The sequence below is a fragment of the Collinsella sp. LCP19S3_B6 genome (assembly GCF_052121815.1).
GTDB lineage: Bacteria > Actinomycetota > Coriobacteriia > Coriobacteriales > Coriobacteriaceae > Collinsella.
In genome coordinates this window covers 74459-89959 of sequence record NZ_JBQKDN010000010.1, presented here as the reverse complement: position 1 = coordinate 89959, position 15501 = coordinate 74459, and the positions used below count along the sequence as shown (strand labels likewise).

Here is a 15501-nt window from a genome sequence, read left to right as displayed (position 1 = left end):
GCCCGGTCCCGTTCCGAACCCGGAAGCTAAGCCCCATCGCGCCGAGAGTACTGCGGGGCCAGCCCGTGGGAGGCCAGGGCGCCGCTGACCGGTGGACGGCACCGAGCCGTCGAAGGACCTGAGAAGGGGGAGGCCTCGCGCCTCCCCCTTTTTCGTTTCTCAGGCAATTTGTCTCACATAGTAGCTGTGTTTTATAACCCTCGTTTGTCGCATCTTCTTTGAACGGGCTACAATATCGTAGTCTGTGTAGCATGGAGGTGAACATGGCTGAAGCTGGTATCGGCGTTGATATCGTCGAGATTTCCCAAATGAAATCAATCCTTGAGAAGACGCCGTCGTTTGCCCGGCGCGTGTTTACCGATGAAGAGCGTGCGTATTGCGATGCGTCGTCTCGCCCTGCCGCTCATTATGCCAGCCGCTTTGCCTCTCGCGAAGCGGTACTTAAGGCACTTGGAACGGGGTTTAGTCAGGGCGTTGGACGTAAGGACGTTTCCGTAACACGCGATAGGCTCGGCAAGCCAAAGGCTCTGCTTTCTGGTCGCGCTCTCGAAATCGCTCAGGATTTGGGTGTTGTCGAGGTTGCTCTTTCTATTACCCTTACGGGTGACTTGGCTGTCGCTAATGCCATTGCGATCACCGAGGATGCTCGACCTAAGCCTAAGGAAGAAAAAATGAGCACCAAGGAGCGCGTTGCCCAGACATTTAAAGAGGCTCGTTCTGTATTGGATGAGCTTGAACAGCTGCAACAATCTGCTTTGTCGGAGCATTTGATCGATGATCCGCAAGATACGCAAGGAGCATAGATGAAACCGGTTTTGAGTTCCGAGGAAGTCGTTCGCCTCGAGGATATCATCGAGCGCGAGGGCACCTCGAAGGCCGAGCTCATGGAGTTGGCAGGTGAATTTGCCGCCAACGAGATTTTAAAGCTCAACCCTGATCGCGTTCTTGTGCTGGTCGGCTTTGGCAATAATGGCGGTGATGGTTGGGTCGCTGCGGATATCCTGACCCATAAGGGCGTTGATGTTGATATCGTTTCTCCAGTTGAGCCGGATGAGATTCCTGCTGCCCTTGCTCGTCACGTTGCCCGTCGCACCGCCGGTCGCGACGTTCATGTGTGCGTTGGGCCTTCGCGAGACGAGCTAGAGGTTCTCATTAACAAAGCGGATGTCGTGGTCGATGCTATTTTTGGTACCGGTTTTCACGGCAACCTTCGTGCGCCGTTTTCTATTTGGATTCCTACGGTTAACGAGTGCGCCGATCACGTTGTTTCTATCGATGTTCCCTCGGGCCTGAATGCCGAGACGGGCGTTGTGGATGACGACTGCATCCGTGCCGAGCGTACCGTGACGATGATTGCCCCTAAGATCGGCCTCTACAGCGCTGACGGTCCGGAGTATGCTGGCGACCTGGTGTGTGGCGGTCTGTACGACCGCCTCGACGAAGTTATCGATGATGTCGATCATGCTGCCGAGATCGTTGAGCCCGGTGATCTGGTGGACTACTTTGCCCCGCTGCCCACGAATATCGATAAGTATTCGCGCGGCTCTGCGCTCATCGTTGCCGGGTCGGCACAATATCCTGGTGCCGCCATCATGGCCGCAAAGTCTGCCGCTCGTGCTGGTGCCGGTTATGTGGCCGTTGCGACGCCCGATGCGTGCGCCAACCTTATTCGTATGGCGCTCCCGTCGATTCCCGTTTTCGCCATTCCGTCTGATTCCCGTGGATCTTTTGGTGCTGCTGCGCGTATGACAGTGTGCGAGATTGCTAAGAAGTACAGCTGCGTTGTGTGTGGGCCTGGCATGACGACGTCTGCCGGATCGATGCAAGTCGTTTCGGGCCTGCTTGAGCTCGATGTGCCGCTTATCCTAGATGCAGATGCGCTCAACTGCCTTGCCAAGATTGCAATCGACGGCATCGACAGTAATCCCGAGATGTACCGTCGCGAGCAGCCGCTCGTTATGACGCCGCATTATCGCGAGCTTTCGCGTCTCGTTGCCGGCGACGAGGTCAATGATCTTGGCACTGCTATTGCCGCTGCTCAAAAGATTGTCTGGGCTGCCGGTTCCGATAATCTCGTTGTTATCGCTAAGGGCCCGACGACGGCCATTTGCGGCGTCGAGCGCGTGCTGCTGCCGCTTTCGGGCCCAGCGTCGTTGGCGACCGCTGGCTCGGGTGATGTCCTCGCAGGTATCCTTGCAGGAACGCTTGCGACCATGCGTGACGAGATGGACCGTTGGGAGCTGCTGTACTCGTATGCCGTCGCACTCCACAGCTATGCCGGCTTTGCTGCGGCGACGGAGTATGGCGAGAAGAGCGTTATCGCGACTGATCTTATCGACTTGATCGGTCCCGCCATGGAATTGGCGGCAAAGGATGCGCTCGATGATCTGGGAATCATGGACGAAGGGTCGGATGACTAATCATGAATAAAGCCGATTTGACGCGTTGGTCCTGGGTCGAGATCGACCGCGGGGCGCTCCGCCGCAATACGAGGGCCTATAAGAACTTGCTAGATCCGCGTCAGCGCCTGTGCTGCGTGGTTAAAGCCGATGCTTATGGTCATGGAGCCGTCGAGTGCGCCAAGATCATGTATTCGGCCGGTGCCGACATGTTTGCCGTGGCGACGGTCAGCGAGGGTATTGAGTTGCGCCAGGGCGGAATCACCAAGCCCATCCTGATTCTAAGCGAGCCTCCCATCGAGGCTATTCCTTCATTGCTCGAGTTCGATATCATGCCCTCGGTCTATACGTCCGATTTTGCTCTTGCGTATGGTGAATGTGCCGTCGCGGCGGGCAAGGTGGGCAAGTATCATCTTGCCATCGAGACGGGTATGAACCGCATCGGCGTTCACTACACGCAGGTGCTCGACTTTGTCCGCGGTATTAATTTCCATCGCGGTATTCAGTGCGACGGCGTATTTACGCACTTTGCTACGGCCGACGAACCATCGGGTTGGGACTACAAGCTGCAGTGCCAGCGTTTTACCGAGGCCGTTCAGGCCATTAAGGATGCGGGTTTTGAGTGCGGTATCGTGCACTGTGCCAACACGCCGTCCTCGATGCTCGACCCCTCGATGCATTTTGATATGATTCGCGCTGGCGTTGGCTTGTATGGCATGCAGCCGTGCGAGCTGAGCGGCCGCGTGATGCAGCTTGATCCCGTTATGAGCGTTCATGCGCGCGTGACGCGCGTGGCGCATCCTGCGATGGGCGAGGGCGTAGGCTACGGTTTTACCTACCGCGTACCGCGCACACGCGTTCAGATCTGCACGCTGCCGATCGGATATGCCGACGGCCTTTCGCGCACGCTTTCCAATCGTATGGACGTGCTGTATCGCGGTGAGCGCGTGCGTCAGGTCGGTAATATCTGCATGGATCAGTTTATGGTTGCCATTCAGTCCAACCCGGCTCACGAGATTCCCGAGGCCGAACATGGCGACGAGATGATAATTATCGGTCGCGATGGCGATGCCGAGATTACCATGGATGAGATGGCGCGCCTGCGCGGCACGATTAACTACGAGGTCGCCTGCGGCTTTGGCATGCGTCTCGACAAGGTCTACGTGTAGGAGCCGCTATGGGCGTTATGCACATCCCCGGCCATAGCCATCAGGCGCCGCGCGAAGTTGCACTCGAGGAGATCGAGGCCGTCCTGGGTGATTGCCACCTTTGCCAGCTTTACCAGTCGCGCCACAATATCGTGTTTGGGGTGGGAAACCCCCGCGCTCGCGTGATGTTTATTGGTGAAGCGCCGGGCCGTAACGAGGATTTACAGGGCGAGCCCTTTGTGGGGGCGGCGGGTGAAGACCTCAACGGCATTCTGTCCCTGGCGGGCCTTAAGCGTGAAGATGTCTATATCGCCAATGTGCTTAAATGTCGCCCGCCGGGAAACCGCAATCCGCGTCCCGAGGAAGTGCTTGCTTGCTCACCGTTTTTGCGCGAGCAGATTCGAAGCATCTGGCCCGATATCATCGTGACGCTCGGCAATCCCGCAACGCACTTTGTGCTCAAGACCGAGATTGGCATTACCAGGCTGCGCGGCAGGTTCCATCAGATGGGGCACTTTGTGGTGATGCCGACGTTTCATCCCGCGGCGGCGCTGCGCAATCCGGCGTGGCAGGAGTTGCTGGAGGAAGACTTTAAGATGCTGGGCGACTATCTGGTGCGACACCCCGCGCCAGAGGGCGCCTCGGAATAATAAGGAGCGTATATGTCCCTGGAGCGCCTGGGGCTAGGTACCTATAAAACGGCTCGTACCGCCGATACGGAGCATTTTGGCGAGCTGGTCGCACCGTGTCTAGAAAATGGCGATGTGCTGATACTGACCGGCGGCTTGGGCGTGGGAAAGACCCACTTTACCAAGGGCGTCTCGCGCGGCTTGGGCGATGAGCATATGGTCACGAGCCCTACGTTCGCGCTCATGGCCGTTCACGACCAGGGGCGTATTCCGCTGTTCCATTTTGATCTGTACCGCTTGGAGCATGCCTACGAGCTCGAGGATACGGGCATTTTTGACGTGCTCGGCTATGAGGGCGCTTGCCTGTTGGAATGGGGCGAGCAGTTTCAGGACGAGCTGACGGATGAGTATCTCTCGGTGACGCTTAGGCGCGATGAGGACGATAGCGACGTGCGAACGATCGCGCTCGAGGCGCACGGCGAGCGCGCGACGGAGCTTTTCGATTTGATTGATAAGGCTGTACAAGATGAGCTTGCATAACGACAACGCGCTGGTAGTGGCGCTCGATACTTCGACCGACATGCTTGCCTGCGCGGCAAGCTGGATTGATGAGCAGACGGGCGAGGCGAAGCTGGTGAGCGGGGACCATCTGTGTCGTCGCCATGCCAACGTGGAACTTGTGAATACCGTCGATGGCGTGTTGGCGCAGGCCGGGCTGAATCGCGGCGATGTCGGCTGTTATGTGGTTGGACGCGGCCCGGGTTCGTTTACGGGCGTTCGCATTGGCATCTCGACCGCTAAGGGTCTGGCGCGCGGTGCCAACGTGCCGTTGCTGGGCGTGTCGACACTTGACGCTTGCGCCTGGACGGCGTGGAAGGCTGGCGTGCGCGGCAAGCTTGGTGTTCTTGCCGACGCCATGCGTGGCGAGGTGTATCCGGCTCTGTACGTGCTGGGGGACGAAGGCCCCGAGCGTCTGTTTGAGCGCGAACACGTGGTCAAAGCCGCCGTGGCGCTTGATGAGTGGCGCCAGGCTGCGGACTGGCGCCAGGTTAAGCTGACTGGTGACGGTCTCGTACGTTATGGCAAGCTGCTGAGTGAGGACGAGACTGCGCGCTGCGTGGAGCGAGACCTGTGGTGGCCCTCGGGCGAGGGCCTTCTGATGGCGCACGCCGCGGGCGACGGTAATCCGGCTCGCGTTTTGCCGATCTACACGCGTCTTTCGGATGCCGAGGAAAATGAGCGTAAGCGCCTTGGGCTTGCCGAGAGCGCCCAGAGCGAGATTACGGGTGTTGCCGACGAGCTCGCCGGTCGCCATCTGCAGTTCCGTCCCATGGGCGCGGCGGATGCCGAGGGCGCGAGCGCATTGGAGGCCGCCTGCTTTGAAGGCGCCGGACACGAGGCGTGGACGCCGGGCATGTTCCTGTCCGAGCTGGGCGAGGGCGTTGCCGCACCGCGTAGCTGGTGGGTGGCGCACGACGACGGTCAGCTGCTGGGACTTGCCGGCGGCATGGTCGTCGACGGTGACGTTCAGATTATGGACGTCGCGGTTGATCCTGCTCATCGTCGCGAGGGCATCGCCCGCAAGCTGCTGTCGCACGTGAGCTATGACGCCCAGATGCTCGGCTGCACCACTGCTTCGCTTGAGGTTGAGGACGGCAACGAGGGTGCGATTGCGCTCTATAGCGCCTTGGGCTTTACCGAGGCGGGTCGTCGCCGTGGCTACTACGGCGTCGGCAAGGATGCCATCGTCATGACGGCGTCGCTGCCCCTGGTGCTTCCTCTCGACAATGCCTCGCCCGAGCCAACGGCTGCCGAGCAGCGCGTCTGGCCGCTGCCTGAGCCCGAGCGCACCGCCGAGGAGCGTGCCGAAATCGAGCGCCGTCGCCTAGTTCTTGCCATCGAGAGCTCTTGCGACGAGACGGCTGTGGCGATTATCGATGCGGACGGCAATATGCTGGCCAACCAGGTGTCGACGCAGATTGATTTTCATGCGCGCTTTGGCGGCGTGGTGCCCGAGATCGCCTCGCGCAAGCATGTCGAGGTGATTGTAAGTGTCGTAGATGCGGCGCTTGAAGATGCCGCGGTATCGCTTGGCCTTGAGGGTGGAGCGATTGCGCCAAGTGAGCTTGCCGCCGTGGGTGTGACGCAAGGCCCGGGCCTGGTGGGTGCCCTGGTGGTGGGCGTCGCCTTTGCCAAGGGCTTTGCGTATGCTGCCGGTAAACCGCTCGTGTGCGTCAATCATCTGGAGGGCCACCTGTTCGCCAACCTGCTGGCGCAGCCCGACCTTAAGCCGCCGTTTATCTTTACGCTTGTCTCGGGTGGGCACACCATGCTCGTGCACGTAAAGGCATGGGGCGACTACGAGGTGCTTGGCGAGACGCTGGACGACGCCGTGGGCGAAGCCTTCGACAAGGTTGCCAAGGCGCTGGGCCTGGGCTATCCCGGCGGCCCCATCATCTCCAAGCTCGCCGAGACGGGCAATCCCCGCGCGATCGATTTTCCCCGTGCGCTTAACAGCAGGGGAGACTATCGATTCTCGCTTTCGGGCCTCAAGACGGCGGTGACGCTCTATATCGAGCAGGAGACCAAGGCTGGGCGCACGATTCACCTGCCCGACCTTGCGGCCTCGTTTGAGGCGGCGGTCTTTGACGTGCAGTACAAGAAGGCCAAGAACGCCCTGCACGCCACCGGGTGCAAGGAGTATTGCATCGGCGGCGGCGTCTCGGCCAACCCGCATCTGCGCGAGATGATGATTAAGAAACTCGGGCGTCAGGGGATTCGTGTAACGGTGCCGCCTCTCTCGGCCTGTACTGACAACGCCGCCATGATTGCGGAGGTCGCTCGCCGCAAATTCGACCGAGGTGAAATCTCGCCGTTCGACGTCGACGCCGATCCAAACATGACGCTGTAGTCGTATGGGTGCGGTCCCCGACGCTGCCCGGGCGCCAGCGGCCGCATATGAACTTTCCTGCTCTACAGTCCTGCTCACGACGGAGGCCACATTAAGTGGCCTCCTGTTCGTGCGGAACTCGCGATAAAGTTCATATGCGGCCGCTGGCGCCCGGGCAGCGTCGGGGACCTTTCTGTATCGATGCAGCTACTGAGCCGGATCGGCGTCGACAACGTCCGGCAAGGTTAACAGGTCAGCGTCAAATTTCCGGCGTGCTTTAGCTGAAAGAAACCTACCTGATAATCGACTCAATATCTCGGCTTTTATATAGCAGTCGGCGGACTTCCATGACGTCGTCGATGACGACATAAAAAACCATGTAGTTGCCAACGTAGAAGCGGTAATACGGGTGCAACCGTCTTCTTGTCGAAGGGTATGTTGGTGACATGGTTGGATTCTTGAGATGCTCGAGTATGCCTGCTTCAACATTGTCGACAAGCCTATTTGCTGCAGCGGGGTTATTGAGATCAAAGGCGATATATGACGCTGCTTGGCTGAGGTCCTCCCAAAATAGGGGAAGATAGCGGAGCTTATAGTGCCTGTTCATCGAGACCGCCGTCGAGCATTTTTCTGACAGAGCCAAAGACATCGTCGTGTGTATAGCGAAGTTGCATGCTGGCAGCCTGACGATCAGCGGCATCAAGTGCGCTCTCGATTGTATTGCTCAGTGACTTGTACTGCTCAAAGCTCATGACGACCATAGAGCCCCGCCCGTTTTTAGTTAGAAAAACCGGACCCTCCTGTTCGACTTCGCGTTCAACATCCGGGTAGTGATTTCTAAGATCTGAGACTGGCCTAATATTCACAGCTACCTCCTGAGCTATCAGGATATTATCGTAATTATGATAACAGAGTTGAGATTTGGGATGGGAACTCCTCGGGGGCGGGGCGGGCGCCTGCCGCCATATATGAACTTTATCGCGAGTTCCGCACGAACAGGAGGCCACTTAATGTGGCCTCCGTCGTGAGCAGGACTGCCCGAGCAGGAAAGTTCATATATGGCGGCAGGCGCCCGCCCCGCCCCCGAGGAGCATCTCTCAAGCAAAAACTGTCGTGGGGTAAAGTCCGAGGTCAGTGACGTTTTATACCGAGAAATTCAAATAAAGTTGAAAATCCATTACATATTTGCGTTGACTTTAGGCAACTAAAGTTTCATACTCCTTTTCATCCACTGGGGGATGTGAACACGCACGGATTGTTCGCATCATGATTGAAGAGGATTTCTTAGACATGTTCACGCATCAGCTAAACATTATCAGCGTAGTAATTATCTGATGCGGGTTAGCGCATACAGCTAGCCCGTACGATAACGGGCGGCTGATGAAGATGAGGGCCGTCGAGCGCAACCGACGGCCCTCATTTTTTATGTCTAGGAAGTTCTTTTTAGAGGAGGAAATGTAATGAACGGAGTTTTGCTCATGGTTGTGGCCGCGGCGGTGCTCGCCTGCGGCTATCTGGGCTACGGCCGCTGGCTGGCTAACAAGTGGGGCGTTGATAAAGAGGCCCTCACGCCTGCCAAGCGCATGAAGGACGGCAAGAGCTTCTCGCCCGTCTCAGCCTTCACCGCGTTCTCGCATCAGTTCAGCTCGATCTGCGGTGCTGGCCCTGTTACGGGTACGATCGTCGCCATGGCCTTCGGCTGGCTGCCCGTCGTGCTCTGGGTCCTCGTCGGCGGCATCTTCTTTGGCGCCGTTCACGACTTTGGCGCCCTGTACGCTTCGATGAAGAACAACGGCAAGTCCTTGGCTCAGCTCATCGAGAAGTACATCGGCAAGACCGGCCGTCGCCTGTTCCTGCTGTTCTGCTGGCTGTTCTGCATCATCGTCATCGCCGCTTTTACCGACATGGTCTGCAAGACGTTCATGTTCACCCCGGTCGTTGACGCCTCTGGCGCTGCCACCGGTGCCATCGACTTCACCAAGTCCTATGCCGCTGGCTGCGCTGGTACCATCTCCATCCTGTTCACCTTCGTCGCCATGGCCTTTGGTTGGGCTCAGAAGAAGTTCAACCTCACCGGCGCTGCCGAGTTCGTCACCGGCGTGGTGCTCATGGTCCTCATGTTCGCCGTCGGTATGCAGTTCCCGGTTTACCTGGACAAGTTCCAGTGGTTCGCCGTCGTCATGGTCTACCTGGTCTTTGCCGGTGCCATGCCCATCCAGATGCTCAAGACCCCTCGCGACTACCTCACTTCCATCATGATGATCGTCATGATTGTCTGTGCTGTCCTCGGCATCGTCGTCCTGGGCGTTAACGGCCAGGCCACCATCACCGCTCCGGTTTTCACCGGCTTTAGCAATGCCTCGGGCATGATGTTCCCGGTCCTGTTTGTCTCCGTTGCCTGCGGCGCTCTCTCCGGTTTCCACAGCCTCGTTTCTTCGGGCACCTCTTCCAAGCAGGTCGAGAAGGAGCAGGACGCCGTCAAGGTTGGTTTTGGCGCCATGATCGTCGAGTCCTTTGTCGGCATCCTCGCCATCATCGTCGCCGGCATCATGTTCTCCGACATGAACACTGCCGGTACCGGCGCCCTCAACGCCGGCGTCGCTTCCACCCCGTTCCAGATCTTCGCTGCTGGCATTTCTCGCGGTATGCAGGCCTTCGGCGTTGACGGCACGCTTGCTACCGTCTTTATGACCATGAACGTCTCCGCTCTGGCCCTGACCTCGCTCGACGCCGTCGCCCGCATCGCCCGCACCTCGTTCTCCGAGTTCTTTGCCCAGACCAACGACGCCCTGGCCATCGAGTCCAAGGCCGGTTACATGAAGGTCCTCGGCAACCCCTGGTTCGCCACGGTTGTCACTCTGCTCCCCGGCCTCGCCCTCGCCTTTGGCGGCTATGCCAACATCTGGCCGCTCTTTGGTGCTTCCAACCAGCTGCTCGGCGGTATGACCATGATCACCCTTGCCGTGTTCTGCAAGTGCACCGGTCGCAAGGGCTGGATGCTCTACGTGCCCGTCGCCTTCCTGCTCTGCTGCACCTTCACCTCGCTGGTCCAGAGTGCTATGGGCTGCATGACCGCCGTCCAGGCCTACGGCTTCTTCGGTACCATCCCGGCTACCGCCACTACGGCCGCAGTCTCCGTCGCCGCCACCAAGGGCCTGCAGCTCGTCTTTGCCGTCCTGCTGATGGTCCTGGGCCTCATCGTTGCCGTCAACTGCCTCAAGGAACTCTTCGGCAAGGAGGCCGGTTCCATGCCCGACGAGGAGCCCGAGTGGTCCGAGATGGGCAAGGCCGAGTATGGTCGCGCTGCTGCTGCCGAGGCTCCCGCAGGCGCCGAGGCCGCCAAGGCCTAATCGACCTAAGGGATTGAACGTCACATCTATATGACTCGGAAAGGCCGGGTCCGCAACTGCGCGGGCTCGGCCTTTTTTTCCTTGCAAAAGCTAGTGTGCCCGGGTGTTCTCGCAGATGTTTTGCGTGGATAGGGGCGTGCGTTGTACCATATAGACGTATATGTGTACATATGAAAGGGGCCCCGTGGCCAAGACGGTATATTCCGATAACCAAAACAACGTCGATGCCCTGGCTGAGCGTCTGAGCAGCCAGACGTCGCTTTCTGCCGAGCGTGCCAAGCTGGTTGCCTACGACCTGCTCTGCCGCAAGGCGCTCAAGATCAAGTCGAGCGCGCTGGCACAGATTTTCCGTTCCGTCGATAAGGAATGTGACACCAAGGCGATGCGCGATGAGCTTATCGCGGCAAAGATCGTTACCAAGATCGAGGGCAGCGGCATTAACGGGCGCCCAGCGTTCTATACCATTAATGCCGAGATTCGCGATGTCCAGGAGCAGCCTGCCGAGGCTGCCGAAGAGGCCGTCGAGGACGTTGTCGAGGCGCCTGCTGCGGTGGAAACGGCTCCGCGCGAGAACGTCGACACCGATGAGCTGCTTGACGAGAGCGTCGTTCGCGCCTTTACGGCCAAGGCGGGCCGCGGCGGTTTTGGCGGGGGCGGTAAACGCGATGCGCAGCGCCGTGCCCAGCAGGAGCGCTTCCGTCGCGCCGTGGCTCAAAAGGACGAGCTCGATACCGAGACTGTTGAGACCGAGGTTGCTGCCGAGTCGCAGAAGCCTGCGAAGGAGCAAAAGCCCGTGGAGGCCCAAGAGCCCAAGCGTCGTCGTGGTGCTCACTTTAAGGCTGCGCAGCAGGATGTCGCGCATGAGGTTGAAGAGCCTTCCGAGGTTACAGACGATGCTGAGGAGTCTGCCAAGAGGGCTCCGAGTTCGTGTCGTCCCGGTCGCGGCTTTGCAGGTCGCGCGTACCCCGTAAAGCGTCAGGAGAAGGGCAATCCGGCTTCGACCGCTCAGGCCGAGAAGGCCGAACAAACCGAGAAAACCGTTGAGCCGGCGGCTCGCGAGCAGCAACCTTCCGAGTCGCAGCCTGCGACTGACACCGAGGCCAAAGCTCAACAGTCCGCTGATAAGCAGGCGGGGGAGAGCGCCTCAAGCAAGCCCCGTCGTCGTCACCGCGGCGGTCGTGGCTCAAATGCCGAGGCCGCGGCCGAGAAGGCAACGACACAAATCAGAGATGAGAAGGTCGAGACTCCGGAGGATCAGGTCAAGCGCCAGCCGGCGAAGGAGACTAAGTCTGATCGTCCGCAAAAGCACTCGTCCGCGCCCAAGCAGGAACGCAACACCCGGGCAGATTCCAAGCGTAAGCCCCGTGCACAGGCTGAGCCTGCCGCGGCCGATAATGCTGCCCAGCGGTCTGAGCCGACTGTCCACGGCGAGGTTTCGGCATTTGCCCTGGCCCACGTGCTGGGCAGGCAGCTGCTCAAGGTTGTCCCCACGCCTACGGCGCTCTCCAAGATTAAGGAGCAGCAGACCCAGATTGTAAGGGTTGAAGGCAAGGACGGTAAAAAGACGCCGCAGCGCGCTCAGCACAACGAAATGTCCAATCGCAAAATCGCGGAGGAGATTGCGATTATCCAGGCATGGATTGAGCAGAACCGCGGTGCCGATACGCCGGTTGCCTCGCGTCGCCAGCGCGCCTACCAGATTTTTAACGATGAGAAGGCCTTTGACGGCAAGCACGGCGAGCGCTTGATTCGGCGTATGACCGAAAAGGGCATCAGCATGCAGGCGATTAAGGTCGCCCCCAACCGCCCCGTGCACTTTACGGGTTTCTTTACGCTGGGCGCCGACAAGCCGTTCATTATGGTCGAGAACCTAGACACCTATGACGAGATCGTCAAGCTCTTGCGCGGCCGCAAGCACGCTAAGCTTTTTGGCACCAAGGTGGGTGGCGTGATCTTTGGCGGTGGCTGCAAGGCGAGCGTCTCGCACGCACTGGATGATTATCTGGCCGAGATCGGCTATCGCTTTAACTATGTCTACTACGTGGGCGATATCGACCGAGAGGGTGCGCGCATCGTCGAGCAGGCCCGCAATGCCAATGTGGTTGAGATTCGCTTGCATGCCGGCATGTATCGTGCCATGCTCGCCGAGCACAAGCGTCGCGTGAAAGCTGGCGGCGAGTGCGAGCCTGCGGCTGCCAATCAGGGTGTGCCGCAGAATCTGGCGGCGACGATCAAGGATCTGCCTATGGTCACGCGCGTGCAGTTCCGCAATGTGCTGCGCGAGGGAGGTCGCATTCCGCAGGAGATTCTGATGACCGCCGACTATCGGGATGGCGACTCGAGAAGCTTCGACCGCATGCTGAACAATTAGGGACGCGTGGCCCCGGCGGGCCGGGCATTAAGTTTGCTGCTCTACAGTTCTGCGCAAGAAGAAGGCCACATTAAGTGGCCTTCTTTGCGTGCGGAACTCGCGACAAACTTAATGCCCGGCCCGCCGGGGCCACGCGCCATTTTGTAGATGACGGCTCGCTTTTTGGAACGGGGCTGATATTTTCTAGATGTAAGGCGCTCTTGGTCCTTTCGGGCTTGGGGCGTCTGTCTTTTGAGGGTGGATGAGCCGGTACTTGGTGGCGTTCCTTTAGTGCCGGCACTTTGGGAACGTCCCCAAGTGCCGGTTGAGATACGGAGAGCCCGTTGTTGATATGGGACAGAGGGATTCCGCGTCCGCCTGCCGGCGGCCGCGCCCCGCTGCGTCGCTCCGCTCCTTGCGTGCTGCGCTGGAAAACGCTTCGCGTTTCCTCAGCTCCGCACCCTTGCGGGTTCGAATCCCTCCGCATGCCCACAAGAAAGCGCCCCGGGCTGATGAAAGCCCGGGGCGCTCAGTTACCTTGGCTGGGACGGAGGGATTCGAACCCCCAACAGCCGGCACCAAAAACCGGAGTTCTACCGTTGAACTACGTCCCAATGTGTGGTGCTGCCCAAAAGCAGCTTGTCTAGTTTACCTAATCTGCGAGGGCATCGCAAACGCCATCGAGCAGGCGTACGGCGAGTGTCTGTGCATCGCTTGCGGTGAAGGTTCCGTTGTAGCGCGTCATGCCCGTGAGCTCAATGCGGATGCGCGCGGGCTTTTGTTGCGCGGCGATATTGGCAGTGCGGATGCGCTGCGCCAGGTTGTGACATTCGGCAAGGGCGATCGTGGCGCGCGGCGCTGCATCTGCGGGCAGCTCATCGCTTGCGATCTCGAGTACCAGGTCCACGTCGGTCGGAACCTCGGAATCGCAAAGCATCATGCCGCTGTTGTCGGTCGTCGCCGTGGCGATGTTCCACATGCGCGATGCAACGCTGCGTGCGATGGGGTCCTCACCGATAACGGCAATCTGGAAGCGCTCGAGCACGTTGGCGGCGCGGGCAAAGCCGATGCGCGACTCGGCCTCGGTAACCGAGGGTTTGCCCTCCCACACGTGATGCAGACGGTTGATATAGGCGTAGGTATCCTGGAATGCCATGCCGTCGGCAAACAGGCCGACATTTTCTTGGAACTGCTGCAAGGCCGCCTCGGTGTGCGGGCCAAAGTAGCCGTCGTCCTCACCGCAGGCAAAACCCAAAACGTTGAGTGCCCTCTGCAGGGCCCGAACGTCGGCACCATGGAAATTGGGCATGCGCAGATAAAGCGTGCGGTCGCCCAGCTTATACGAGGCGTCTACCAGGGCGCTCCAACAGGGGATATCGACGGCGTAGCCAGCGGCAAGGCCGCTGTCGAGCCTAAAGGTGCCAACAGCCTGCTCGGTGGTGGTGCCAAAGCGCTTATCGGCGACCTCGGCGTCATCGATTGTATAGCCGAGCTGCAGAAGGCGGGACTGGACGTCCTCGACGGCTGCTCCCTGCATGCCCGTTGTGATAGGTTCCATGAACGAACCCCTTTCGGCGTACCATTCGTACTATTTGAGCGTGTGTCGGATAGACAACGCAAAGGGTTGCATAAACATGCACTCAACAGTGTAGCAAGTTGTACCCAAATGCGCTGCTGACAGGTTTTATAACCCCCGCTAGTTAAGGCGCTCCACAAAGAAATCTGCCATGGAGTCGAACAGCTCGCGTGCATGCGGGTCGAGCTCGACACCTTCGATAGCGGCCTTGGCCTTGGCAGTCAGGTTGAGTGCGTAAGTGTGGGCGAAATCGACAGAGCCGGTCTGCTGGAAGATCTCCACGGCGCGTGCGAGTTGCGCGGGGTCCTCGGTGCCCGAGGAAAGGATTGCCTCGACTTCGTCGTGATAACGCTCGTCTGACAGGGCATGCACGGCGACGAGCGTGCGCTTGCCCTCTGTGATATCGGTGCGGAAGTCCTTGTTGGCGGCCTCCTTGGCGCCAATAAGGTTGAGCAGATCATCTTGGATCTGAAAGGCAAGGCCCGTGTGCAGGCCAAAGGTACGCAGCGCCTCAATCTGGTCTTCGCTGCCGCCACCGATAATGGCTCCGGCGGCAAGTGGCGTGGCTCCGCTGTAGTACGCGGTCTTGTGCGTCGCCATGTCCAGATAATCGTCGACCGAGATGTCAAAGCGCCCATCGCGGACCCAGCCCAGGTCGAGCGCCTGACCCTCGATGGTGCGAACGATCATCTCGGTGAGCTCGTGGAGCACGCGGAGCTTCACGTCTGCCTCGAGCGTGGGGTCGTCGAGAACCGTCTTGGTAACCATGGTGAGCGCTAGGTCGCCGCAGTTGATGGCAAGTCCCGTACCCTCGGTAAGGTGCATACAGGGCTTGCCGCGGCGCAGCTGGCCGTTGTCGGCGATGTCGTCATGGATAAGCGCTCCCGACTGAAAGTGCTCGATGGCCGCCGCCGCGCTTCGGGCGCTCTCAAAGCTGCCGCCTACCGCGGTGGCGGCGAGCATGCAGATGAGCGGGCGGTGGCGCTTGCCGGCATTGGCCGTAAATGCCGAGAGCGGGCCATACAGGTAGCGCTCGATATCGGCAGAGGTCGCCTGTCCGTCAAAGAACGTGGCCAGATAGTCGTTAATCTGGTCAAAATGCTGGGCTAAAAAGCTGGTAAACGGACTGGACACGGGTTCTCGCATTCTTTCTTAGGTT

General features: G+C 59.4%; 12 protein-coding genes, 1 tRNA gene and 1 rRNA gene. 9 read left to right on the top strand and 5 right to left on the bottom strand.

Annotated features, from left to right (window positions below):
• The 7 genes from rrf to tsaD all read left to right on the top strand — a co-directional run.
• Positions 1–90, top strand: a 5S ribosomal RNA gene (gene rrf / locus ACTQWD_RS05340); the annotation flags it as partial.
• Between the two features lie 173 nt (positions 91–263).
• Positions 264–803 carry a holo-ACP synthase gene (acpS, locus tag ACTQWD_RS05335; RefSeq protein ID WP_441055366.1) on the top strand — a complete coding sequence of 180 codons (540 nt, stop codon included), beginning with the start codon at positions 264–266 and terminating at the stop codon, positions 801–803.
• Complete coding sequence (locus ACTQWD_RS05330) at positions 804–2420, top strand: NAD(P)H-hydrate dehydratase (protein WP_441559444.1); 1617 nt, start codon at positions 804–806, stop codon at positions 2418–2420.
• Between the two features lie 2 nt (positions 2421–2422).
• Entirely contained in the window at positions 2423–3568 is a 1146-nt protein-coding gene (gene alr, locus ACTQWD_RS05325) for an alanine racemase (RefSeq protein WP_154515162.1), read from the top strand.
• Positions 3569–3576: 8 nt separating this feature from the next.
• On the top strand, positions 3577–4197 hold the full coding sequence (locus ACTQWD_RS05320) for a uracil-DNA glycosylase (RefSeq protein WP_441559443.1): 621 nt from the start codon (positions 3577–3579) through the stop codon (positions 4195–4197).
• A gap of 12 nt (positions 4198–4209) precedes the next feature.
• Positions 4210–4716: a tRNA (adenosine(37)-N6)-threonylcarbamoyltransferase complex ATPase subunit type 1 TsaE gene (tsaE, locus tag ACTQWD_RS05315; protein WP_427794389.1), complete on the top strand. Its 507-nt coding sequence runs from the start codon at positions 4210–4212 to the stop codon at positions 4714–4716.
• Positions 4703–7087 carry a tRNA (adenosine(37)-N6)-threonylcarbamoyltransferase complex transferase subunit TsaD gene (gene tsaD, locus ACTQWD_RS05310; protein WP_441559442.1) on the top strand — a complete coding sequence of 795 codons (2385 nt, stop codon included), beginning with the start codon at positions 4703–4705 and terminating at the stop codon, positions 7085–7087. The genes tsaE and tsaD overlap by 14 nt, the downstream gene beginning before the upstream one ends.
• Before the next feature lie 271 nt (positions 7088–7358).
• Here tsaD and ACTQWD_RS05305 read toward each other — a convergent pair whose 3' ends face one another.
• Together ACTQWD_RS05305 and ACTQWD_RS05300 are read right to left on the bottom strand one after the other, a co-directional pair.
• A complete protein-coding gene (locus tag ACTQWD_RS05305; protein WP_154515154.1) occupies positions 7359–7673 on the bottom strand; it encodes a type II toxin-antitoxin system RelE/ParE family toxin in 315 nt (104 codons plus the stop codon).
• A complete protein-coding gene (locus ACTQWD_RS05300; RefSeq protein WP_152077364.1) occupies positions 7657–7932 on the bottom strand; it encodes a type II toxin-antitoxin system Phd/YefM family antitoxin in 276 nt (91 codons plus the stop codon). Before ACTQWD_RS05300 ends, ACTQWD_RS05305 begins: the two co-directional genes overlap by 17 nt.
• 594 nt (positions 7933–8526) lie before the next feature.
• Between ACTQWD_RS05300 and ACTQWD_RS05295 the strand changes: the two genes are divergently transcribed.
• Positions 8527–10416: a carbon starvation CstA family protein gene (locus ACTQWD_RS05295; protein WP_427794386.1), complete on the top strand. Its 1890-nt coding sequence runs from the start codon at positions 8527–8529 to the stop codon at positions 10414–10416.
• A gap of 184 nt (positions 10417–10600) precedes the next feature.
• Positions 10601–12787, top strand: coding sequence for a hypothetical protein (locus ACTQWD_RS05290; RefSeq protein ID WP_441559441.1), 2187 nt, complete (start codon positions 10601–10603; stop codon positions 12785–12787).
• A 518-nt stretch (positions 12788–13305) separates the two neighbouring features.
• Here the strand turns inward: ACTQWD_RS05290 and ACTQWD_RS05285 are convergent.
• The 3 genes from ACTQWD_RS05285 to ACTQWD_RS05275 form a co-directional block, all read right to left on the bottom strand.
• A tRNA-Gln gene (locus ACTQWD_RS05285) sits at positions 13306–13380 on the bottom strand.
• A 38-nt stretch (positions 13381–13418) separates the two neighbouring features.
• Positions 13419–14324, bottom strand: a complete 906-nt coding sequence (locus tag ACTQWD_RS05280; protein ID WP_195838517.1) for a peptidoglycan-binding domain-containing protein — start codon at positions 14322–14324, stop codon at positions 13419–13421.
• A gap of 138 nt (positions 14325–14462) precedes the next feature.
• Positions 14463–15476 carry a polyprenyl synthetase family protein gene (locus ACTQWD_RS05275; protein ID WP_441559440.1) on the bottom strand — a complete coding sequence of 338 codons (1014 nt, stop codon included), beginning with the start codon at positions 15474–15476 and terminating at the stop codon, positions 14463–14465.
• Between the last annotated feature and the right edge of the window lie 25 nt (positions 15477–15501).